The organism is Marinobacterium sedimentorum (assembly GCF_024267675.1).
In the GTDB taxonomy this organism is placed as follows: Bacteria; Pseudomonadota; Gammaproteobacteria; order Pseudomonadales; family Balneatricaceae; genus Marinobacterium_A; species Marinobacterium_A sedimentorum.
In genome coordinates this window covers 41,784-62,058 of sequence record NZ_JALDYX010000009.1, presented here as the reverse complement: position 1 = coordinate 62,058, position 20,275 = coordinate 41,784, and the positions used below count along the sequence as shown (strand labels likewise).

23 protein-coding genes are annotated in these 20,275 nt (G+C 60.3%); 7 read left to right on the top strand and 16 right to left on the bottom strand.

The window, feature by feature from the left end; translation table 11 throughout:
- The first annotated feature begins 190 nt into the window (after nt 1-190).
- From MRS74_RS10175 to MRS74_RS10165, 3 genes are all read left to right on the top strand, one after another.
- Nucleotides 191-1,141: a ketopantoate reductase family protein gene (locus MRS74_RS10175; protein WP_254580175.1), complete on the top strand. Its 951-nt coding sequence runs from the start codon at nt 191-193 to the stop codon at nt 1,139-1,141.
- Nucleotides 1,142-1,175: 34 nt separating this feature from the next.
- The gene (locus MRS74_RS10170; RefSeq protein WP_254580174.1) at nt 1,176-1,736 is read left to right on the top strand and encodes a cob(I)yrinic acid a,c-diamide adenosyltransferase; all 561 of its coding nucleotides are present in this window, start codon (nt 1,176-1,178) and stop codon (nt 1,734-1,736) included.
- A gap of 76 nt (nt 1,737-1,812) precedes the next feature.
- On the top strand, nt 1,813-2,109 hold the full coding sequence (locus MRS74_RS10165) for a hypothetical protein (RefSeq protein WP_254580173.1): 297 nt from the start codon (nt 1,813-1,815) through the stop codon (nt 2,107-2,109).
- 15 nt (nt 2,110-2,124) lie between these two features.
- On the opposite strand, the gene MRS74_RS10160 is transcribed toward MRS74_RS10165, so the two are convergent.
- Genes MRS74_RS10160 through MRS74_RS10140 form a run of 5 tightly spaced genes read right to left on the bottom strand, consistent with a single transcriptional unit; the run spans nt 2,125 to nt 6,839 of the window.
- Nucleotides 2,125-3,675 carry an HDOD domain-containing protein gene (locus tag MRS74_RS10160; protein WP_254580172.1) on the bottom strand — a complete coding sequence of 517 codons (1,551 nt, stop codon included), beginning with the start codon at nt 3,673-3,675 and terminating at the stop codon, nt 2,125-2,127.
- A gap of 40 nt (nt 3,676-3,715) precedes the next feature.
- A complete protein-coding gene (locus tag MRS74_RS10155) occupies nt 3,716-4,348 on the bottom strand; it encodes a histidine phosphatase family protein (protein WP_254580171.1) in 633 nt (210 codons plus the stop codon).
- Nucleotides 4,345-5,412 (bottom strand): nicotinate-nucleotide--dimethylbenzimidazole phosphoribosyltransferase, encoded by a 1,068-nt coding sequence (gene cobT, locus MRS74_RS10150; protein ID WP_254580170.1) that lies wholly within the window; start codon nt 5,410-5,412, stop codon nt 4,345-4,347. Before cobT ends, MRS74_RS10155 begins: the two co-directional genes overlap by 4 nt.
- Nucleotides 5,412-5,924, bottom strand: coding sequence for a bifunctional adenosylcobinamide kinase/adenosylcobinamide-phosphate guanylyltransferase (cobU, locus tag MRS74_RS10145; RefSeq protein ID WP_254580169.1), 513 nt, complete (start codon nt 5,922-5,924; stop codon nt 5,412-5,414). Before cobU ends, cobT begins: the two co-directional genes overlap by 1 nt.
- An 18-nt stretch (nt 5,925-5,942) precedes the next feature.
- A complete protein-coding gene (locus MRS74_RS10140) occupies nt 5,943-6,839 on the bottom strand; it encodes a cobalamin-binding protein (protein ID WP_254580168.1) in 897 nt (298 codons plus the stop codon).
- Nucleotides 6,840-6,892: 53 nt separating this feature from the next.
- On the opposite strand from MRS74_RS10140, the gene MRS74_RS10135 reads away from it, so the two are divergent.
- Nucleotides 6,893-8,068 carry an NnrS family protein gene (locus MRS74_RS10135; protein ID WP_254580167.1) on the top strand — a complete coding sequence of 392 codons (1,176 nt, stop codon included), beginning with the start codon at nt 6,893-6,895 and terminating at the stop codon, nt 8,066-8,068.
- A gap of 5 nt (nt 8,069-8,073) precedes the next feature.
- Here MRS74_RS10135 and acuI read toward each other — a convergent pair whose 3' ends face one another.
- Nucleotides 8,074-9,057, bottom strand: coding sequence for an acrylyl-CoA reductase (NADPH) (gene acuI / locus MRS74_RS10130; protein ID WP_254580166.1), 984 nt, complete (start codon nt 9,055-9,057; stop codon nt 8,074-8,076).
- 126 nt (nt 9,058-9,183) lie between these two features.
- On the opposite strand from acuI, the gene MRS74_RS10125 reads away from it, so the two are divergent.
- Both MRS74_RS10125 and MRS74_RS10120 read left to right on the top strand, forming a co-directional pair.
- Nucleotides 9,184-9,903 carry a FadR/GntR family transcriptional regulator gene (locus MRS74_RS10125; protein ID WP_254580165.1) on the top strand — a complete coding sequence of 240 codons (720 nt, stop codon included), beginning with the start codon at nt 9,184-9,186 and terminating at the stop codon, nt 9,901-9,903.
- Between the two features lie 116 nt (nt 9,904-10,019).
- Nucleotides 10,020-10,628, top strand: coding sequence for a Z-ring associated ZapG family protein (locus tag MRS74_RS10120; protein WP_254580164.1), 609 nt, complete (start codon nt 10,020-10,022; stop codon nt 10,626-10,628).
- Between the two features lie 79 nt (nt 10,629-10,707).
- On the opposite strand, the gene MRS74_RS10115 is transcribed toward MRS74_RS10120, so the two are convergent.
- Nucleotides 10,708-11,469, bottom strand: a complete 762-nt coding sequence (locus tag MRS74_RS10115) for a Nif3-like dinuclear metal center hexameric protein (RefSeq protein ID WP_254580163.1) — start codon at nt 11,467-11,469, stop codon at nt 10,708-10,710.
- Between the two features lie 247 nt (nt 11,470-11,716).
- On the opposite strand from MRS74_RS10115, the gene MRS74_RS10110 reads away from it, so the two are divergent.
- The gene (locus MRS74_RS10110; RefSeq protein WP_254580162.1) at nt 11,717-12,871 is read left to right on the top strand and encodes a Do family serine endopeptidase; all 1,155 of its coding nucleotides are present in this window, start codon (nt 11,717-11,719) and stop codon (nt 12,869-12,871) included.
- Between the two features lie 352 nt (nt 12,872-13,223).
- Here MRS74_RS10110 and hisD read toward each other — a convergent pair whose 3' ends face one another.
- From hisD to MRS74_RS10065, 9 genes are all read right to left on the bottom strand, one after another.
- A complete protein-coding gene (gene hisD / locus MRS74_RS10105) occupies nt 13,224-14,534 on the bottom strand; it encodes a histidinol dehydrogenase (protein WP_254580161.1) in 1,311 nt (436 codons plus the stop codon).
- 3 nt (nt 14,535-14,537) lie between these two features.
- Complete coding sequence (gene hisG / locus MRS74_RS10100) at nt 14,538-15,182, bottom strand: ATP phosphoribosyltransferase (protein ID WP_067298643.1); 645 nt, start codon at nt 15,180-15,182, stop codon at nt 14,538-14,540.
- A gap of 18 nt (nt 15,183-15,200) precedes the next feature.
- Nucleotides 15,201-16,463, bottom strand: a complete 1,263-nt coding sequence (murA, locus tag MRS74_RS10095) for a UDP-N-acetylglucosamine 1-carboxyvinyltransferase (RefSeq protein WP_254580160.1) — start codon at nt 16,461-16,463, stop codon at nt 15,201-15,203.
- Between the two features lie 25 nt (nt 16,464-16,488).
- Nucleotides 16,489-16,731, bottom strand: a complete 243-nt coding sequence (locus MRS74_RS10090; RefSeq protein WP_254580159.1) for a BolA family protein — start codon at nt 16,729-16,731, stop codon at nt 16,489-16,491.
- A 108-nt stretch (nt 16,732-16,839) separates the two neighbouring features.
- The gene (locus MRS74_RS10085) at nt 16,840-17,154 is read right to left on the bottom strand and encodes an STAS domain-containing protein (protein ID WP_254580158.1); all 315 of its coding nucleotides are present in this window, start codon (nt 17,152-17,154) and stop codon (nt 16,840-16,842) included.
- Complete coding sequence (locus MRS74_RS10080; protein WP_254580157.1) at nt 17,154-17,795, bottom strand: MlaC/ttg2D family ABC transporter substrate-binding protein; 642 nt, start codon at nt 17,793-17,795, stop codon at nt 17,154-17,156. The genes MRS74_RS10085 and MRS74_RS10080 overlap by 1 nt, the downstream gene beginning before the upstream one ends.
- An 8-nt stretch (nt 17,796-17,803) precedes the next feature.
- Nucleotides 17,804-18,262 carry an outer membrane lipid asymmetry maintenance protein MlaD gene (mlaD, locus tag MRS74_RS10075; protein WP_254580156.1) on the bottom strand — a complete coding sequence of 153 codons (459 nt, stop codon included), beginning with the start codon at nt 18,260-18,262 and terminating at the stop codon, nt 17,804-17,806.
- Between the two features lies 1 nt (nt 18,263).
- Entirely contained in the window at nt 18,264-19,046 is a 783-nt protein-coding gene (gene mlaE / locus MRS74_RS10070; protein WP_254580155.1) for a lipid asymmetry maintenance ABC transporter permease subunit MlaE, read from the bottom strand.
- Nucleotides 19,047-19,049: 3 nt separating this feature from the next.
- On the bottom strand, nt 19,050-19,859 hold the full coding sequence (locus MRS74_RS10065; RefSeq protein WP_254580154.1) for an ATP-binding cassette domain-containing protein: 810 nt from the start codon (nt 19,857-19,859) through the stop codon (nt 19,050-19,052).
- Nucleotides 19,860-20,275: the final 416 nt, after the last annotated feature.

The following is a 20,275-nucleotide window of genomic DNA, read 5'->3' as shown; positions in this document are numbered from 1 at the left end:
TTTACCGGCAAAGTTTCTACATAAAGCGCGGAGACTTCATCACCGGGTCTTTCTCAGGAACAATGCCCCAATACGGGTCTCGCAAGCGCCAGCACTTAGGCTCGCCTGCAGAACAAGGGGCGAACAACCAGGCTTTGCCCCGATTGTTCGCATAATTAATACGTAACCAATATGCAGTGACGGACTTCTCATGCACTGGACAATCCTTGGAGCCGGCGCCATCGGCTGCCTCTGGGCCGCACAACTGCAGCGCGCCGGGGCTTCAGTCGGCCTGGTTCTGCGTAGCCCTGAACGCCTGGCACAGTTTCAGTCTCGCGGCGGCGTTAGCCTGATTGACGATAGCGGCGAAACCTTCTGCCCGCTGAGCGCCACCCTGGCCGCGACACCCCGGCCCATTGAGCAGCTACTGCTCTGCACCAAGGCGTATGACAGCCAGGCGGCGCTGGAATCAGTGTGGCATCGCCTCAATGCCGACAGTCGCATTTTGGTACTGCAAAACGGCATGGGCAGCCAGCAGCAGGCTATTGAGCGTGCCGGCAATGACCGCGTACTGATCGGCTCCACCACCGACGGCGCCTATCTGCGCGCTCCCTTCGAAGTCGTTCATGCCGGCCATGGCGAAACCGCCATTGGCCGCTTTGACAGTACCGCTGCCACCCTGCCGGATTGCGGCCCGCACTTCGGGCTGCAGCTGCGCCAGGACCCGGCTATCAAGACCACTCTCTGGCGCAAGCTGGCGATCAACTGCGCCATTAATCCGCTGACGGCGCTCTACGGTTGTCGCAACGGCGAGCTGGCAACAGTACAGGCCTACAGCCGCGCGCTCGACGCCCTGTGCGAAGAATTCGAGGCTGTGGCCCGCGCGCGCGGCATCCCGCTCTTTGACGGCCCCTTGCGGGATCAGGCCCTGCTGGTGGTGCGCACAACGGCAAACAACTATTCGTCGATGCTGCAGGATATTCGCCATCAACGCCCCACCGAGATCGAACAGATCACCGGCTTCCTGTGCAATGAAGCCCGCCTGGCCGGCATTGATGTACCCCACAACCGCGCAGCGCTGCAGCAGGTACGACAGCTGCAGCACAATAGAGGTATTGTCTCACCCTCTACCTCAGCATCCCCGAAGTCACTTTCAAACTAACCCCCGAACCAACCCAAGACAGGGAGCCCGCGCAATGCCGGATCGTCTTAACCGCATTTACACCCGCAGCGGCGACAAGGGGACCACCGGCCTTGCCGACGGTCGCCGGGTCGAAAAATATCATCCGCGTATCGAAGCCCTGGGCGATATCGATGAGTTGAACTCGAGCCTGGGCGTACTGATCGCAGAACTGGCCGCCGATGATCCCCTGCAAAGCCTGCTGCCAGGCCTGCAGCACGATCTGTTTGATTTGGGCGGCGAGCTGGCCATGGTCGAGGCCCAGTACTGGGTGCTGGACGCCGCCGCCGCCAGCACGCTGGAGCAGCAGCTGGATAACCTGAACGCCGAACTTCCGAGCCTGCGCGAATTTATCCTGCCCGGCGGCAACCGCCCCAGCGCCCTGTGCCAGCTAAGCCGCAGCCTGTGCCGACGTGCCGAGCGACGCCTGGTGGAACTGGCACAGGCCGAGCCGGTCAACCCCCATGCCCTGGGCTACATTAACCGCCTGTCCGACCTGCTGTTTGTCTGCGCCAGGGTACTGGCACGCCGTGACGGTGGCCAGGAGCTTTACTGGCAGGCGCGCAACAAACGCTGAACAGCACCATCCGCGGCTGTAGCACCGGCGCCAGCAGCGGATCAGTTATACTTTATTCGCGCCAAGGAGGATAAAAATGAAAAGAATACTGCCCGCACTGATACTCGCCTGGCTGCCCCAACTGGCGCTCGCCGACTGCGCACTGGATCAGCAGTATTGCCGCACCGAATGTGAAGTTAGACACTTTACTGATGATGCCGCCGTGACCGGCTGCAAGGCTCGCTGCGCGGTGCAGCGCGCCATCTGTTCGACCGGCAAGGGCGCCGAAACCGCGGTCGAGCTCGGCAAGGAAGGTGCCGACGCCGCGGTGGAAGCCAGCAAGGATGCCTGGGAAGGCACCAAGTCCTTTTTCAAGGGCATCAGCGAGCCCTGAATCAGGTCACGCCCACTAAGCGCGATTGCCTTTAGGCCCGCCGTGGGCCAATGCCAGCCGGGACTGCAGGAAAAAGCGGTTAAATCCGCGAAAATCATCCACGCTGATCGCCCCCTGTCCGCGCAGGCGATCGGCGTAAAGAAATCCGATCGAGCGGCTGCCGACCAGCAGCGGCGACAGTACGAACCCCTGCGGTAACACCGTCGCCAGAAAGCCTGCGGGCAGTCGTGTGCGCCAGTCATCCTGGTCGATATCCGAGACCAGCAGCGTGCCGCCCTGGCCCAGCAGTCGAAAGAAGAAATCGCCTTCCCCCTGTCCCCGACTCAACTTGAAGTAATCACGCAACGACGCCTGATTCGGACCGCCAATCAGGCGTACTGCCAGCTGCCGACCGTCGCGATCCAGCAGGCAAAATGCCGCCCGGTCGCAGCCGGTGCTTTTGATAATGGCCTCGATAACCGTCTGCAATACCTTTTGTGGCGACGCTGACGCATCGAGCAGCTCACCCAGCGTCTGCAGATAATCGAGTTGCAGGGACTGGACGCTGCCAACGGTAGCCTGGGAATTGATCCGCGCGGGCGGCTCTGCCGGTGGCGGCTCGCCACGCGACTCGAGTCGGGAATGAATATAGTAGGCCGTGCGCCGGTTCAACTCCGCCACCTCAGGGTCCGTACTGTCCAGCGGCGGCACCAGGGCCCGGGTTGGCACCGCATATTCCAGTGCCAGATCACAGACCAGCTTGTAGGCATGGCTGATACTTTGCTCGATCGCATCCCGTTCGATCCGGGTTTCGGCCATGATATCCTTCAGCAGCCGCGTATAACCCGGCCCGCCATAGGCCCCCCTGGCATGCAGCAGCTCCAGCAACTGACTGGACAGGCTCACCAGGCGGTGATCCTGACGGTCGGCTCCCCTGAGCTGTTCGGCGGTCAGCGCATCCATGGTCATGACCATGGCCTTGGGGAATCCCCAGCTGGTTGCCAGGTCCTGTCCGATATCGCTGAAATGCCCGCCCAGGACACGCAATTGCACGCTTTCCCAGTCGTCGCCACTGTGCTGACGCAACTGCAGCATCTTGTTGTAAAGCTCCGGCTGGGTGTACGCCAGCACCGTCTCGCCCAGGTTATGCAAGAGCCCGCACAGGTAGGTCTGTTCAACATCCTGCCCCCCGCAGCGCTGCGCCAGCTCCCGGGCCAGGGCGCCACTGAGAAAGGCGCGCATCTGCAAGGCGCCGATATCGACGTCGGGGTGACACTGACCCAGTGTTTCGATCAGCTTAAGGGTGACGGTCAGGCTCTTGATACGATCAAAGCCGAGCAGGACCACGGCTCTGGAAACGACCTTGATCGGCCCCTGCCCCCGGTTGTATCCCGGTGTATTGGCCAGCTTGAGCAATTTGGCCGAGAGGTTGGCGTCTTTCATCACCGCCATTGCCAGCGCCATGGCATCGGACTCCCGGGAACTGCTGATCTGCTGAATCCGGTTGACCGTCGCACTGAAAATGGGAAGGTCACCGAGTCGGTCGAGCCGACTATAGACTGCGTTGATGGTCTGCTGATACTTCACGGCAAACGCTTCCTTCCCTTGACCTTAATGTTCCACCGATTCAACCCAAGCTCTCAAGGCCGGGCTGCCAATTCATGAATGACAGCTCGCACCAGCGGTGCTGTCGATCATAACCGATTTTCAATCGGCTCAGGGAGCCGGTATCGATGCGTAATTGCGACCACTTGCTGACAGCCAGGCCAAGGTGCCGGCCCAGCAGCCCCCGAATGACGCCGCCGTGCGTCAGCAGCAAAAGATGCACAGGGTCCTGCGCCAGCCCGGGATGCGTCAGCAATTGATTTTCAAGCGCCTGTAAGCGTGCACAAAATGCCCCCAGGGTTTCACCACCGGGTGGCGGGCTGGCATCCGGATCCTGCCAGAAAGCCATCACCGCCGTCTGCTCCTGTTGCCAGACCTCCTCGTAGGGCCGGCCATCCCAGTCGCCGAAATCCAGCTCCCGCAGGCGATCATCTGCCTGGCACTGCAGCTGCAGCGTCTGTGCGATGCGCAAGGCCGGCCCGGCGCAGCGCTGCAGGGGCGAATGCCAAATGCACTGCCAGCCCGGGTTCCGGGTGGCGTAGGCCTGCATCTGCTGCCAGCCCAGCGGTGTCAAGGGTACATCGGTACGACCGCGGTAGCAGCCTGCAGCTTCTGCATCACCGTGGCGCAGCAGATCCAGCGTCAGTATGGTCACGCCCCCGGGCCCGCCACGCCGGCCTGGGCGAAGGTCGCCATGCCGCCATGCAACTCACAGGCACTGCGTACGATCTGCAGCGCCAGCGCTGCTCCACTGCCTTCCCCCAGACGCATATCCAGCGTCAGCAGCGGCTTCGCATGCAGCGCTTCGAGCAGCAGCCGGTGGCCGGGTTCCGCCGAGCAGTGGCCATAGATCAGCCAGGACGCCAGCCCCGGCGCCAGACGCACCGCCACCAGTGCCGCCAGGGTACTGATAAAGCCATCCACCAGCACCGGTACCGCGCGCTGGCCGGCGTGCAGATAGGCCCCCACCATGGCGGCTATCTCGAAGCCACCGAGCCGGCGCAGCAACTCAAGCACGGCGGGGTTATCGCGGGTATGCAGACTAAGCCCCTGGCGAATCAGCGCCACCTTGCGGGCCAGCACCGCCGCCCCGACACCGGTACCGGGGCCCACCAGCTGCTCTGGGTCCAGTTCAAGCAGCACGGCTCCGAGCGCCGTCGCAGCACTGGTATTGCCAATGCCCATCTCGCCGGCGACAAAGAGCTCGCAACCGGCCTTCTGAGCCTCGGCCACACGCTCGGCGCCGGCCAGCAACGCAGCATCGCGCTGCGGGACCGTCATCGCGGCCTGCCGGGTGAAATCCGCCGTGCCCGGCCCCAGCCAGCGATCCAGCACCCTGGGGTCGGGTTCAGGGCGTTGCAGCGTTCCCAGATTCACCACATCGAAACGGGCACCTGCAAGTCTCGCCAATACCGAAACAGCTGCGCCACCTGCGGCAAAGTTGGCCACCATCTGTGCCGTGACCGCCTGGGGGTAAGCCGAAACGCCGGCAGCGGCGATACCATGATCTGCGGCAAACAAACTGATATGGCAGGCATCGACACGGGGATAAATGCGCCCCTGCAAGCTGGCAAGGTGAATCGCCAGCCGCTCAAGTTCGCCCAGAGCCCCGGCGGGCTTGGTCAGCTGCAGCTGATGCGCTCTGGCCCGGTCCTCTGCGTCACTATTGGGGTGCTGCATGGGCTCATCGAGCCAGTTGGCGGTCAGGGAAAAGGGCATTACTTTACCTCCAGCGGCAACCCGGCCACGCTCAGGGTCACGCGATCACAGACAGCCGCCGTACGCTGGTGCAACCAGCCGGCCTGATCCTGAAAGCGCCGGCTAAGTGCCCCCATGGGCACAATGCCCAGACCTACTTCATTGCTCACCATAATCAGGTTTCCATCAGTGCGCGCCAAGAGCGCATCCAGCGCATCCAGTTCGGCCTGCAAACGTGTATCGCACTCCAGCAGCAACAAGTTAGTCAGCCACAGCGTCAGGCAGTCCACCAGCACGCAATAGCCCGCTTGCAGCAGCGGTTCGAGCGCAACGGCGAGTGCTGTGGGCGCTTCCACCAGGCGCCAGTCGGCGGGGCGATCCGCCTGATGGCGGCGAATGCGCTCGGCAAGCTCCGCATCATCACCCGGTACCATGGTGACCACCAGCGCCACCGGCAGGCCAGTAGCCAGGGCGCGCTGTTCCGCCAGTCGGCTCTTGCCGGAACGGGCACCGCCAAGTATCAGTTGTTTCACGCATTTCTCCGTTATCGGTTAATACCGCCCGTCGCGTCCAAGCTTGTGCCGGGCGTCGTCCAGATGAAGACACAGCTGCTCGGCGCCAGACAGCGCCCGCAGCGTGGCACGGTGCATCCAGTCGGCATTGAGCTGATAGAACAGCTTGTACTGCACCGCCGGCAATGCGGGCCAGCGCTGCCAGCGTTCGATCCAGTCGTGCGGAGCTTCCTCGGTGGTGGTCAGTATGACTTCGGGGCGTACCGCCAGTACCGATTCGACACCAAGCTGAGGCACGGCCTCAGGCCGATCCGCGAAAGGGTTTTCACCACCGCACAGGCGCAACATCTGATCCACCAGCAGGCTGCGGTTCACCGTCATCAGGGGGTCATGCCAGAGTTGATAAAACACCCGTACCGGCGCTGCATTCCGATGTTTCAGGCGCAACTGCTCCACTCTCGACTCCAGCTCAGCGGCTGCGGTATCAGCCTGGGTCTGCAGCCCCGTCAGCTCGCCGTAGAGGCGCAGATTGCCGGCGATGGCGGCAAAGCTGTGCGGGTCCGATTCAAAAATGGGAATGCCAAACTGGCGCAGACGCTCCAACTGTGCCGGCGGGTTTCCGCCTGGCCAGGCAATGACCAGATCCGGCTGCAACGCCAGCACCTGCTCCAGATTCAGCTGGCCATAGCTCCCCACGCGGGGGATTGCCTGCGCCTCTAGTGGATAATCGCTATACGCCACGGCGCCAACGATGCGACTACCTGCACCGATGCTGAAAAGGTTTTCAGTGATATGGGGCGCCAGGGCAAGAATGCGCCGCGCAGGCGCTTCCAGAATCAGGCTGCGACCGGCATTGTCGGTCACTGTCACCGATGCCCAGGCGGGCATTGCCAGCACCAGACAGAACAGCTGTAATAAAATGTATTTTTTGTACATAATATATCGGAATCGCAAAGCGACCAGTATAACGTCACCACCAGGGGGTGGACATGATACCGCTGCAGGAAAGGCTCGTTCCAACCGGGTTTTCGCTGTTCAATCTTGCCTTCCGGCCGTTTTTCCTGGCGGCAGGTCTCGCCGGCATGTTGCTGATCGGATACTGGCTGTTCATCTATGCTGCCCCCAGCCCCACGACCTACTATGACACAGGCCTGATCTGGCACGGTCATGAGATGCTGTTTGGCTTTTCAATCGCGGTCATTGCCGGCTTTCTGCTCACAGCCGTGCGTAACTGGACGTCCATACAAACCCTGCACGGCTTCTGGCTGGCAGCGCTGACTCTGGTCTGGCTGGCCGGGCGTATCGCGCCCCTGTTGCCGATACCCGGCGTCGCGGTTGCGGCCATCGACCTGCTCTTTATACCCCTGCTGGGCATGGCGCTGGCCTGGCCCCTGATACGGGCACGCAATTATCGCAACCTCGGCTTTTTGGTACTGCTCGGTGGCTTTATGCTCGCCAATCTGCTGGTACATCTGCAGCTGCTGGGACTGACCCGGTCAACAGCCCTTGATGGCCTGCACGGCGCACTCTTCCTGGTGGTGGTGATGATGCTGCTGATGGGCGGACGGGTGATCCCGTTCTTTACCGAACGCGGTCTTGGTGCATTCACGGCCAGGCGCTGGCCCTGGCTCGAACGCCTGACCATACCCCTGGCACTGCTGTGGGCGCTCAGCTGGACACTGCAATGGGATCGCATTGCCCTGCCCGTTACTGCACTGAGCGTCGGACTTCATCTGGTACGCCAGGGTGGCTGGTTCAGCCCGCGCATTCTGAGGGTACCGCTGCTGTGGATTTTGCATCTGGGTTATCTGTTCATAACCTTTGGGTTTGCCCTGCAGTGTCTGGCAGCGCTGGGCTGGCTGGCGCCGTCCCTGGCGCTGCACGCCTTTGCCGCCGGTGCCATCGGCAGCCTGACCCTGGGCATGATGGCCCGGGTATCCCTGGGGCATACCGGGCGCCCGCTGGAGACTGTGCCCTCTGTCAGACTGGCCTTCATCCTGATGCTGCTGGCCGGGCTGGCCCGGGTATTGTTACCGCTGACGCCCCTGCCCTATACAGTGGCCATTTACGTTGCCGGAGGCCTCTGGATACTGGCCTGGCTGCTGTTTGTGCTGCACTACAGCCGCATCCTGATCCGGCCCCGGATTGACGGGCTTTACGGCTAAGGCATTCAGCGCGACATATCAACGATGACGCGGCCGCGCACCTGCCCGTCCAGGATACGCCGGGCGTACTCGGGCACCTCTCCCAGCCCAATGCTGTGACCGATTTCACCCAAGGCCGTGACAGGCAGCTCCCGTGCCAGGCGCTGCCATGCCTGCTGGCGTCGTGACAGCGGACACATGACCGAATCCACGCCCTGCAGACGCACATTGCGCAGAATAAACGGCATCACCGTCGTTGGCAGATTAATGCCCGCGGCCAGACCGCAGGCCGCCACTGTGCCGCCATAACAGGTTTCCGCCAGCACCCGCGCCAGAATGGTATCGCCCACGGTATCAATGGCGCCGGCCCAGCGCTGTCCTTCCAGCGCTCGCGGCTTGGACGCCATGCTTTCACGACTCACCAGCGCATGAGCCCCCAGCTCCTTGAGATAGGCTTCTGTTTCCGGGCGCCCCGTAACGGCATGAACCTCATAGCCGAGCCCGGCCAGAATCGCCACCGCCACGCTGCCCACACCACCAGCAGCACCGGTCACCAGTACGGGCCCGGCCGCAGGCGTCAGACCGCCTTCTTCCAGCGCCATGACGCAGAGCATGGCGGTTAGACCTGCGGTACCAATCATCATCGCCGTACGGGCATCCATGTCCTGGGGCATGGGCACCAGCCACTCGGCTTTCAGCCGGGCTTTCTCGGCCATGCCGCCCCAGTAGCGTTCTCCCACACCCCAGCCCGTCAGTACCACTTCATCGCCGGGCGCAAAGGTTGCGTCCGACGATTCCAGCACCCGACCGGCGAGATCGATGCCCGGCACCATGGGAAACTGGCTGACAATCTTGCCGGTTCCGGTAACCGCCAGACCGTCCTTGAAGTTAAGCGACGAATAGTCCACCGCCACCAGCACCTCCCCCGGGGGAAGCTGTGATTCCTGCAGTGTCTTTACCTGAGCCTGTGTCTTGCCGTCTTGCTGATCCAGTACCAGAGCTCTAAACATGTCGCCTCCAATTATCTGTTTTTAATTTGTAAGACAAATTAACATTAAGAGTAATTCGACTATTTGTAAAGCAAATTAACATATAGCCGATTCTGTGAAATACTAGCGCCACAACCGGGAGCACAGATGACAACTTCAGCCTTCGAGCCGATAAAACGGGACAACCTTTCGCGCCAGATCGCCGATCAGCTGCGCCGTGCCATTGTCGACGGCGAGCTGCGCGCCGATGACCGCCTGCCCACCGAAGACGAGCTGGCACTGCGTTTTAGCGTTTCGCGTCCGACCATTCGTGAAGCCCTGAAGATTCTTGCCGCCCAGAATCTGATCCGGTCAAAACGCGGCCCGACCGGCGGCACCTTTATCAACTGCCCGAGTGTCAACGACCTGAGCGAGTCCCTCACCTGCGCCACTACCCTGCTGGTCGGCATGGACGCCTTCAATATGGACGAGATTTTACAGGCCCGCGAACTGCTGGAGCTGCAATGCTGCCGGCTGGCGGCCCCCAACAGAACCGAAGCGCACCTCGAGCGCATGCGCCAGCAACTGGCCATCCAGCGTGACAGCAGCCTCAGCGCCGAAGATTTTTGCGCCTCCGATGTCGCCCTGCACCGCACCCTGGCCGATGCCAGCGGCAACCGACTGCTGGGATTTGTCATGTTCTCCGTCATCGAGGCGCTGCAGCCGGTGACCAACATGGTGGCGCACCGCTTTCGCGATCGGGCCCTGGTCAGCACACAGCACCAGCGGCTGATCGAGGCGCTCGAACAGCAGGATGCCGACGGCGCCTGCGCCATCGTCACCGAACAGATCAGGGACCTGCGCCAGCACCTTGGCGCCGATTGCTGAACTGTGCGCTCCGAGCGCGACTGAAGCCTTGCATCCGACGCCTCGCTGCCGGTAGGCTTTGGCCAACGATTGTTTTATTCTTTAATACCGGTATGACATCCAGGTGAGGATTGACTGTGGAACAGAACAGCATATGGATCATTGGCGCAGTGGCGCTGGCGGTAGGCGGCCTGATCGGTTACCTGCTGGGGCGCTCGGGTTCTGATGCAGGACAGCGCCAGACACTGAACAATCAGCTCGATGAGGCCAAGGCGGAACTTGCGACCTACAAGCAGGAAGTAACCGACCACTTCGAGAAAACCGCCACACTGGTGAACCAGCTCACCAACACTTACAAGGATGTGCACCAGCATCTGGCCAGCGGCGCCCAGACACTCTGCGACGACGACGCCGCCAGCCTGGCACTGAATGAAAGCATGCAGGCCAAACTGACGGCCGCACCGGAAGCGCCCATTCCGGTCGTCACAGATGTTGTGCCCAACGTAGAAGCCGAAAAGGTGCCCGAGCCTCCGCGGGATTACGCCGCCAAGTCGAGCAACGAAAAAGGCACCCTGTCCGAGGCCTACGGTCTTGAAAGCGAAGGCGACGAGGACGAACGGCTCACCGACCCCGCCCACCTTGCTGCGCTAAAAGCCAAGGAAAAGGAAAAAGGCAAAGAACCGGCAAGCAAAGGCGAGAAAACCCAGGACAACCCCAAAGCCAAAACCGCAGACGCCAACGACTGAATTTGGCACCGGACTGCGCGGCGCCATGCCGCGCAGCAGGTAGTTTTAAATCAGCCCCCAGGCATGCTAAAGACACCCGTCAAACCGGATTGTCGATATCAGCAAAGCGCCACTCCAGCCCGAAGTGCTGCGCCAGATGTTCCCCCAGCGACTGCACGCCGTAACGTTCGGTGGCGTGATGGCCGGCGGCGATGTAATGCACACCATATTCCCGGGCGCTGTGTACCGTAGGCTCTGAAATCTCCCCCGACAGATAGGCATCCAGCCCCAGCTCCGCCGCCTGCTCGATATAGCCCTGGGCCGCACCCGTGCACCAGCCAATGCGCTCAATCTGCTGCTGTTCGCCCCCTATGCACAAAGGCTCACGACCCAGCACCCTGGCGACAGTGGCGGCAAAATCCGCCAGCGACATTGGGGTTTTCAGGCGCCCGGCCAGGCCCACCGAGCGGGGGTTACCCGGTTCCAGCGAACCTTCGATTTCCAGCCCCAGGCGTGCCGCCAGCTGCACGTTGTTGCCGTACACCGGATGCACATCCAGCGGCAAATGATAGGCCAGCAGGCTGATATCATGCTGCAGCAGGGTCGCAAGGCGGCGCTTCTTGATCCCGCGAATACGGCTGTCCTCCCCTTTCCAGAAATAGCCGTGGTGCACCAGAACAAGATCAGCCTGCCAGGCAACGGCTTCATCCAGCAGCGCCTGACTGGCCGTAACGCCACACAAAATCCGCTGTACCCGGCCACGCCCCTCGACCTGGAGCCCATTGGGGCAGTAATCGGAAATAGTGCTGCTTTGCAGCAACGTATCGCAGTAACGCACCAGTTCATTCAGTTCGATAGACATAGACTTATGATTCCGTATTTCACAACAGCAAGGCTCTCAGGAGGCTGCCCGAGAATGCTGGCCGTAGCGAGAGCCGGCTGATTTGAGCGGGTTTTTGCGGTGTTTTAAGGGGAATAGTGGTTCTATTTAACGCAAAACAGCACAAAAAACAGTCGACCTCAGGTGGTTCGCTGTAGGTTGAGTGTTGTCGGACGGCCTCCTAGCCGTATAATTGCATGATTTCATAGCACAATCATCCGAGCTGCCCATGCGAAAGTCTTCCTATCTGATTTGGCCGATCATTACCGGCGTGCTGGCGGCGCTGGTAATACTGCAGCTCTTTCCCGATTTGCTGAACCCCAAGGTTACGACCGTCGAAATCCGTGAAGCCCTGCCCCGCACGACAGCGTCCCCGGGATCCGACAGCGGCCCTGTGTCCTATGCCAGCGCGGTGGAAACTGCAGCGCCGGCTGTCGTCAATATTTACACCCGCACCCTGGTCAAGCCGCAGGAAAATGCGCTGCGTGACGATCCTTTGTTTCGTAATTTTTTTGGTTCGGGCAGCCGTCCGCAGCGCGAGCGTATCGAGTCGAGCCTGGGCTCCGGTGTTATCCTCAGCGCCCAGGGCTATATCGTCACCAACAACCATGTTATTGCCAATGCCGACAGCGTGCTGGTCGCCCTGCGTGATGGCCGCGAAACCCAGGCCCAGGTCATAGGTACAGACCCAGAAACCGACCTGGCGATTCTCAAGATCCAGCTGCCGGACCTGCCGAGCATCCCCCTCACCTCATCCGAAGCCCTGCGTGTCGGTGATGTGGTGCTCGCCATCGGCAATCCCTTTGGTGTCGGACAGACCGTGACCATGGGCATTATCAGTGCAACCGGGCGCAACAGCCTGGGACTCAACACCTATGAAGACTTTATTCAGACCGATGCCGCCATCAACCCCGGCAACTCCGGCGGTGCCTTGATAGACGCCTACGGCAATCTGATTGGCATCAACTCGGCAATCTTTTCGAAGTCCGGCGGGTCTCAGGGCATTGGCTTTGCCATTCCCTCCAATCTGGCACGCCAGGTCATGCAGGATCTGATCGAACACAAGCGGGTTATTCGCGGCTGGATAGGCGTGGAAGTACAGGAACTCACGCCGCGTCTGGCCGAAAGCTTCGGCCTTGAAAACGCCCAGGGACTGATCATCGCGGGTATCTTTCGCAATGGCCCCGCTCACCTCGCGGGCCTGCAGCCGGGGGATATCATGACCGCCATCAACGGTGATCCCATCAGCAACAGCCGCGCCTCAATGAGCCGTATCGCAACCTTCAAGCCTGGCCAGTCGGCCAGCATAGACCTATTGCGCAACGGGGTTGCGATGCAGCTCGAGGTTCAGATTGGAGAACGCCCGCAGGAAAGCGAACGCTAGCAGCCTGTCGGACTTAACTCTGATCTACTCGGCTCGGGCATCCTGCTTCGCCCTACCTCCTGCATCCATGCAGTCGTGCGGAAAAGGCGATTTTGGTCATTTCTTGCACTCTTCCTCGTTGAATAGAACCACTATTCGCCTCAAAAGAGCCCAAAAACTACCTCATTCAATCGTCGGGAGCGATTGAGCGTGCAAACCCCGAAGGGGTGAAGCACATGGATGTGCTGAACAAAACGGACTTTCCCTCGCCACGACATGCCAAGTCCGACAGGCTGCTGGGCCAGGAAAAGCACTGGAGAGACCAGGAGAAAGGCACAGCTGCAGCGCCTGGGGCACTGCAGCTGCAGCTATATCACTCTTGCTTGATACGGTACTCGGCTGAACGGGCGTGGGCCGTCAGGCCTTCTCCGCGCGCCAGGATGGATGCCACTGACCCCAGTTTTGAGGCGCCAGCGGCCGAAAACTGAATCAGCGACGAGCGTTTCTGAAAGTCATACACACCCAGAGGCGACGAAAAACGTGCCGTGCCGGAGGTTGGCAGCACGTGGTTCGGTCCCGCGCAGTAATCACCCAGGGCTTCCGCCGTGTAGTGCCCCATGAAAATAGCACCTGCATGGCGAATATCGGGCACCAGCGCTTCCGGGTTTTCCACCGCCAGCTCAAGGTGTTCCGGTGCAATGCGGTTGGCCACATCGACGGCCTGAGCCATATCCTTTACATGAACCAGGGCCGCGCGGTTACGCAGCGAAACCTCAATAATCTCGCGCCGCTCCATGGTGGGCAGCAGGCGCAGTATGCTCTGCTCGACCCGATCCAGGTAGTCGGCATCCGGGCTCACCAGAATCGACTGGGCATCTTCATCGTGCTCGGCCTGGGAGAACAGATCCATGGCGATCCAGTCGGGATCGGTACTGCCATCGCAGAGCACCAGAATTTCGGACGGGCCGGCAATCATGTCGATACCGACAACACCGAAGACCGCGCGCTTGGCCGTGGCGACAAATATATTGCCAGGGCCCACGATCTTGTCGACCCGCGGCACGGTTTCAGTACCATAGGCCAGGGCCGCAACGGCCTGGGCACCACCGATACAGAAGACCCGGTCAACCCCGGCCAGAGCCGCGGCCGCCAGTACCAGTTCGTTCAGTTCGCCACCGGGGGTGGGCACGACCATGATGATTTCGCCCACACCGGCGACCTTGGCCGGCAGCGCATTCATCAGCACCGATGACGGATAGGACGCCTTGCCGCCGGGCACATAGATACCCACCCGATCCATGGGCGTGACCTTCTGACCCAGCATGGTGCCGTCGGCCTCGGTGTAGCTCCATGAATCGCTTTTCTGCCGCTCGTGGTAGTCGCGCACACGGACAGCCGCCTCTTCCAGCGCACTGCGCTGTGCCTGGGGCAACTGCTCCAGCGCCTGCTCCAGGCGCTCACGGCTGAGCTCCAGCTCGGCCATGGAAGAAACACCCACGCGATCGAAGCGGTTGCTGTATTCCACCACAGCCGCATCGCCCTCCGTGCGCACCCGCCCGAGGATCTCATCCACAGTGGCGTTAACACCGCTATCGGACACCGCTTCCCAGGCCAGCAGTTTCTGCAGCGAGGCTTCAAAATCCGCCGCGCCTGCATCCAGGCGCTGAATGTTTAGTTCTGACATAGATCAGGCTCCACGCCGCGCCACAACAGCCTGTGCCATGCTGTCGACGATCGGCTGTATCAGGTCATATTTCATTTTCATCGACGCCTGGCCCACCACCAGCCGGGAGCTGATCGGTGCAATCAGTTCCAGCGGCTCAAGGCCGTTGGCCCGCAGCGTATTGCCGGTATCAACGATATCAACGATCTGATCGGCCAGCCCCATGATGGGGGCCAGCTCCATGGCGCCATAGAGCTTGATGATATCCACCTGCAGCCCCTGGCGCGCAAAGTATTCGCGGGTCAGGTTGACGAACTTGGTGGCGATGCGCAGACGCCCCTTGACCGGTGCAGCCTTGACCAGACCCGCCGTCATCAGCTTGCAGCAGGCGATCTCCAGGTCCAGCGGCTCATAGAGGCCTTCGCCGCCATGCTCCAGCAGCACATCCTTGCCGGAGATTCCCATGTCCGCACCGCCATATTCCACGTAGGTCGGCACATCGGTGGCACGAATGACCACCAGCTTCACGTGATCCTGATTGGTATCGAAAATCAGCTTTCGGCTGCTGAAAATATCCTCAGCCGGCACTATGCCCGCCGCCTCAAGCAGCGGCAGTGTTTCCTTTAGAATGCGCCCCTTGGAGAGGGCAATGGTCAACGGTTGAGTCATAAGTCTAGTGTGTCCCTGTCAACCCGGAATCCGAACGATGTGCGCACCCAGCTGGCGCATCTTTTCTTCGATATGTTCGTAACCGCGGTCAATATGGTAAATACGATCGATCAGGGTGTCACCGCGCGCCGTCAGTGCGGCAATCACCAGGCTGGCCGAAGCCCGCAGGTCAGTTGCCATAACCGGTGCGCCCTGCAGCTTTTCCACACCTTCGATCATCGCATTGTGACCATCAATGGTAATCTTTGCGCCCATGCGGATCATTTCCTGCATGTGCATGAAACGGTTTTCAAACACCGTTTCGCGAATCTGACTGACACCCTGAGCCACCACGTTCATGGCCGCAAACTGCGCCTGCATGTCGGTGGGAAAAGCCGGGTAAGGCGCTGTGGTAATGCTCACAGCCCTGGGCCTGCGCCCCTTCATGTCGAGTTCAATCCAGTCGTCGCCACTGGTGATTTCAGCACCGGCCTCGGTCAGCTTTTGCAGCACGGCATCCAGCGTATCCGGACGGGTGTCAGTGCAGCGCACGCGGCCACCGGTCGCTGCCGCCGCCACCAGGAAAGTGCCGGTTTCGATGCGATCGGGCAATACCGAATAACTGCCGCCGGCCAGGGATTCAACGCCCTGTACCCGAATGGTATCGGTGCCCTGGCCTGTGATCTTCGCACCCATGGCGATCAGGCAGTTGGCCAGATCCACTACTTCGGGTTCACGGGCGGCGTTTTCAAGAATGGTTTCGCCTTCAGCCAGGGTCGCCGCCATCAGAATATTCTCGGTGCCGGTCACGGTAACCATGTCGAAAAACACCCGGGCACCCTTCAGGCGGCCGTTGCTGCGCGCATGAATATAACCTTCTTCCACCAGCACTTCGGCACCCATGGCCTGCAGACCGCGAATATGCTGATCGACTGGCCGGCTGCCAATGGCACAACCGCCCGGCAGGGACACCTGAGCCTCGCCAAAGTGCGCCAGCATAGGTCCCAGCACGAGGATAGAGGCGCGCATGGTTTTCACCAGGTCATAGGGCGCGTGATACTCACGAATGGTGCGGGCATCAATTTGTACATTCAGGTTTTCGTCAGCGACCACCTCCACACCCATGCGCCGCAGCAGCTCGAGCATGGTAGTTACATCGTTCAGATGCGGCAGGTTGCTGATATGCACAGGCCCGTCGGCCAGCAGCGCCGAGGCCAGAATGGGTAACGCGGCATTTTTTGCACCCGAAATGCGGACTTCACCGTTAAGGATGACGCCGCCTTCAATCTTGAACTTTTCCATCAGGGGTCCTGTCGTTAAAAACGGCTTAGGATTGCAGCGCTTGCCACTGTTCCGGGGTGTAGGTCTTGATGGTCAGCGCATGAATGGCGCCGCTGGCGATATGCTGCTGCAGGCACTGGTACACGAGCTGCTGCTTTTTCACCGGCGTCAGACCGGCAAAGAGGTCACCGACTACGGTCACCTGAAAATCACAGCCTTCACCAGCGGGGTAAACACTGCAGCCATCAAGCTGAGATTCAATAATCTGCTTTACTTCTTGCGCTTGCATACCGCTCTCCAACACTCATTCTTCAAATCAAAACAGGCGCCGAATCATAGCCGAATGACGGCCAAAACGCGACGCCTTGCAGGGACAGCCCTTGGGCCTGAGCACCGCTCACTGATCACTGGTCGCCGAACGGAACAGGTGCTCAAGACCGACCAGGCCGGCAATAGACAGCAAATCTTCCGGCACATGGTGGGCCTGCAGATCGATATTGCGCTCCAGTGCTTCGCGCTGACAGCACAGCCAGAGCGACAGTGCAGCGCTGTCGACACTGGTGACGGCGGAAAAATCCACCACACAGTGCGACTCGCCGGTGGCGATCAGCCGCTCGAGGCGCTCACGTACTCCGGATACGGTTGCAAAACGCAGGTCACCGCTCAGCGCCACCTCGTCGGCGGCGCGTACTTCGACAGAAGCCTGCATCATCAGCTGCCCTCGGTTTTGGTCACCTGGCTGTCAACCTGGTTTTCCCAGCTGTTGATAACCTGCTGGATATTGCCATTGTTGCGTTCAGCCAGATCGGCAAACTGATTGGTGAACGTCAGTCGCAGGTTGATGCCATCCAGGATGACGTTTACCAGCTGCCACTGGCCGTCGCGCTCCAGCATGTAGTTCACCAGGCTGTACTTGGTACCAGCGCCGGAGAAGACGTCCAGGGTCACGACCTGCTTGTCGGGCTCAGGGCTTTCAGGCCCCTGGGCGGCCACTTCCACGCGGGTGATTTCAAACCCGGCCAGCGCCTTGGTGTAGGTTTTCACCATGGTGTGCTTGAACACGACGGCAAAGTGAGCACGCTCGGCATCATTGGCACGACGGTAGAACTTGCCCATCACGCGCTGCGCTATATAACCAAAATCGATCACACCGTCCAGGCGCTGCTCGACCCGTGCCATAGCGTCATTGAGAGAGGCATCGTCATTGATATCGACGCCCTCTTCCAGCAACGTCACCATGTCCTGGGTCACTTTTTCAACCACACCGCTGGCGGCTTCCCAGCTGGCCTGAGCCGGCAGCGTCGGCAGCAGCAATGACAACATCAACGCAACGCTTGTTAGCAATCGTTTCATGACAAACCTCATTCACTGACCTTGTTGAAAAGGAATTTGCTTACCAGGTTTTCCAGCACCAGTGCTGACTGAGTATTTTCCAGCACATCGCCGTCCTCGAGCATCTCATCTTCAGCACCTGGCGTAATGCCGATGTACTGCTCGCCCAGCAGGCCCGCCGTCAGGATCTGTGCCGAGCTGTCGCGACTCAGGTAGTTCACCGAACTATTGATATCCAGCTCAACCACCGCCATCAGCAGGCGCTCGTCAATCGAAATTGACCTCACCTGGCCAATCTGGACGCCGGACAGCGTCACCTTGGCCCGGGGCGCCAGGCCACCGATGTTTTCGAACCGCGCCAACACGCGATAGCTGCTCCCGCTATCAGACACTTTCAGTCCGCTGACATTCAGTGCCAGCAGAATCAATGCCAGGATACCTGTCAGCATGAAACCGCCAACACTGATCTCCACCACCCTCGTACGCATCCTAAAAATCTCCAAACATCAAAGCAGTGAGAATAAAATCGAGCCCCAGCACCCACAGCGACGCATACACTACGGTACGCGTTGTCGCCTGACTGATCCCCTCGGAGGTCGGCACGCAGTCATAGCCCTGGTATACCGCCACCCAGGTCACCACGAAACCGAATACCACCGACTTGATCAGGCCATTGAGGACATCGTCATAGAAGTCCACCGAGTGCTGCATATTGGCCCAGAAAGAACCCTCATAGATTCCCAGCCAGTCAATGCTGACCAGGGCTCCGCCCCAGACACCAACCGTTGAGAAAATGGCTGCCAGGATTGGCAGACAGATAAACCCGGCCCAGAAACGCGGTGCAATAATGCGCCTATAGGGGTCAACCCCGATCATTTCCATGCTGGACAATTGCTCTGTGGCCTTCATCAGGCCAATTTCAGCGGTCAGCGCGGAGCCGGCACGGCCGGCAAACAGCAGTGCTGTCACCACGGGCCCGAGCTCACGCACCAGACTCAGCGCCACCATTTGACCGACGGCCTGCTCCGAGCCATAGCTGACCAGGATGGTGTACCCCTGCAAGCCGAGCACCATGCCGATAAAGGTGCCCGACACCAGAATGATAACCAGCGACAGCACACCCACGAAGTAGATCTGTTTCAGCAACAGCGGAAACATCACCATGGGCTGAGGTCGCGCGATAAGTGCGTGCGCCAGCAACGACCCGGAGCGACCCAGGGCAGACAGCCCTTCCAGTCCGATATGGCCCAGCGTCTGAAGGCGATCCAGCATCCTTTACAACCCTTTCATCAATTCGGCCTGGTAGTCACCGGCCGGAAAATGGAATGCGACAGGACCGTCCGGCAGCCCATGCATAAACTGTTTCACCTGTTCGGACTCATCCGCCCTCAGTTCGGCCGGAGTGCCGCTGGCAATCACTGAGCCACCCGATACCAGAAAGATGTAATCAGCTATACCAAGGGTTTCCTGAATGTCGTGTGAAACGATAATGCTGGTATGCCCCAGCGCCTCGCTCAGGCGCCGGATCAGATTGACCAGCACCCCCATGGCAATGGGGTCCTGCCCGGTGAAGGGTTCATCGTACATAACGATATGCGGATCCAGCACTATAGCCCGGGCCAGCGCCACGCGCCGTGCCATACCACCGGACAGTTCGCTGGGCATCAGGCCCTGGGCGCCGCGCAGACCCACGGCCTGCAGCTTCATCAGCACCACATCACGGATCATGTCCTGGGGCAGATCGGTGTGCACCCGCAGCGGAAAGGCCACATTCTCGAACACCGTCATGTCGGTGAACAGGGCACCGCTCTGAAACAGCATGCCCATGCGGGAGCGCACCTCGAACAAATCCGCCCGCGACAGGGTGGGGATATTGTCACCCTCAAGCTCAATGCGCCCGGCATCGGGCAGCAGCTGGCCGCCGATCAGTTTCAGCAAGGTGGTTTTACCCGTCCCGGATGGCCCCATGATCGCAGTGATCTTGCCGCGCGGGATCTGCATGTTCAGATCGCGGAAGATACTGCGTTCACCACGGGAAAAGCTCAGGTTACTGATATTGATTGTGAAATCTTCGATGTTTTCCATATATGAAGCAGCAGGTCAGCCTTGAGCCTGCCGTGATCTTCGCCCTGGCAGATTAAAAGGCTGAAATATATCATTGCGGCGCACAAACCGGAAATTTTACTTAGGGAGCCTATGAATAAGTCCCAATGAGTCTCTGGGACTTGTTCATAGGTTCCTTAGGCTGCGGCACCCACAGAGCCTGATTTCCGGCTCCGTGCTTGCACCGACTTGCCATTCTGTTCTAATAGACCCCCTGCGCAGCCTGCCACGGGGCCTGTGCCTTAGTATGCAGCCAGATTCAGACCGCTGCCGGGAGCGGATACTAACCGCAACCGCCACGCCTGCAGAGCCGAAAATCCGGCCCTGCTCTGTCCGGCACTGCTGTACACTGTGCGTATTTTGAAAGCCACGACCATCTAACAACCCGCAAGGCCAAA

Bases quoted from the DNA above. Each gene is read 5' to 3' on its own strand.
- hisG (WP_067298643.1), bottom strand. From the start codon at position 15,182: ATGACTCAACCGTTGACCATTGCCCTCTCCAAGGGGCGCATTCTAAAG.
- cobT (WP_254580170.1), bottom strand. From the start codon at position 5,412: ATGCCCTTTTCCCTGACCGCCAACTGGCTCGATGAGCCCATGCAGCAC.
- MRS74_RS10165 (WP_254580173.1), top strand. From the start codon at position 1,813: ATGAAAAGAATACTGCCCGCACTGATACTCGCCTGGCTGCCCCAACTG.
- murA (WP_254580160.1), bottom strand. From the start codon at position 16,463: ATGGAAAAGTTCAAGATTGAAGGCGGCGTCATCCTTAACGGTGAAGTC.
- MRS74_RS10170 (WP_254580174.1), top strand. From the start codon at position 1,176: ATGCCGGATCGTCTTAACCGCATTTACACCCGCAGCGGCGACAAGGGG.
- MRS74_RS10125 (WP_254580165.1), top strand. From the start codon at position 9,184: ATGACAACTTCAGCCTTCGAGCCGATAAAACGGGACAACCTTTCGCGC.
- mlaE (WP_254580155.1), bottom strand. From the start codon at position 19,046: ATGCTGGATCGCCTTCAGACGCTGGGCCATATCGGACTGGAAGGGCTG.
- MRS74_RS10135 (WP_254580167.1), top strand. From the start codon at position 6,893: ATGATACCGCTGCAGGAAAGGCTCGTTCCAACCGGGTTTTCGCTGTTC.
- acuI (WP_254580166.1), bottom strand. From the start codon at position 9,057: ATGTTTAGAGCTCTGGTACTGGATCAGCAAGACGGCAAGACACAGGCT.
- MRS74_RS10090 (WP_254580159.1), bottom strand. From the start codon at position 16,731: ATGCAAGCGCAAGAAGTAAAGCAGATTATTGAATCTCAGCTTGATGGC.
- MRS74_RS10085 (WP_254580158.1), bottom strand. From the start codon at position 17,154: ATGATGCAGGCTTCTGTCGAAGTACGCGCCGCCGACGAGGTGGCGCTG.
- MRS74_RS10140 (WP_254580168.1), bottom strand. From the start codon at position 6,839: ATGTACAAAAAATACATTTTATTACAGCTGTTCTGTCTGGTGCTGGCA.
- MRS74_RS10080 (WP_254580157.1), bottom strand. From the start codon at position 17,795: ATGAAACGATTGCTAACAAGCGTTGCGTTGATGTTGTCATTGCTGCTG.
- MRS74_RS10175 (WP_254580175.1), top strand. From the start codon at position 191: ATGCACTGGACAATCCTTGGAGCCGGCGCCATCGGCTGCCTCTGGGCC.
- MRS74_RS10065 (WP_254580154.1), bottom strand. From the start codon at position 19,859: ATGGAAAACATCGAAGATTTCACAATCAATATCAGTAACCTGAGCTTT.
- MRS74_RS10115 (WP_254580163.1), bottom strand. From the start codon at position 11,469: ATGTCTATCGAACTGAATGAACTGGTGCGTTACTGCGATACGTTGCTG.
- mlaD (WP_254580156.1), bottom strand. From the start codon at position 18,262: ATGCGTACGAGGGTGGTGGAGATCAGTGTTGGCGGTTTCATGCTGACA.
- MRS74_RS10110 (WP_254580162.1), top strand. From the start codon at position 11,717: ATGCGAAAGTCTTCCTATCTGATTTGGCCGATCATTACCGGCGTGCTG.
- hisD (WP_254580161.1), bottom strand. From the start codon at position 14,534: ATGTCAGAACTAAACATTCAGCGCCTGGATGCAGGCGCGGCGGATTTT.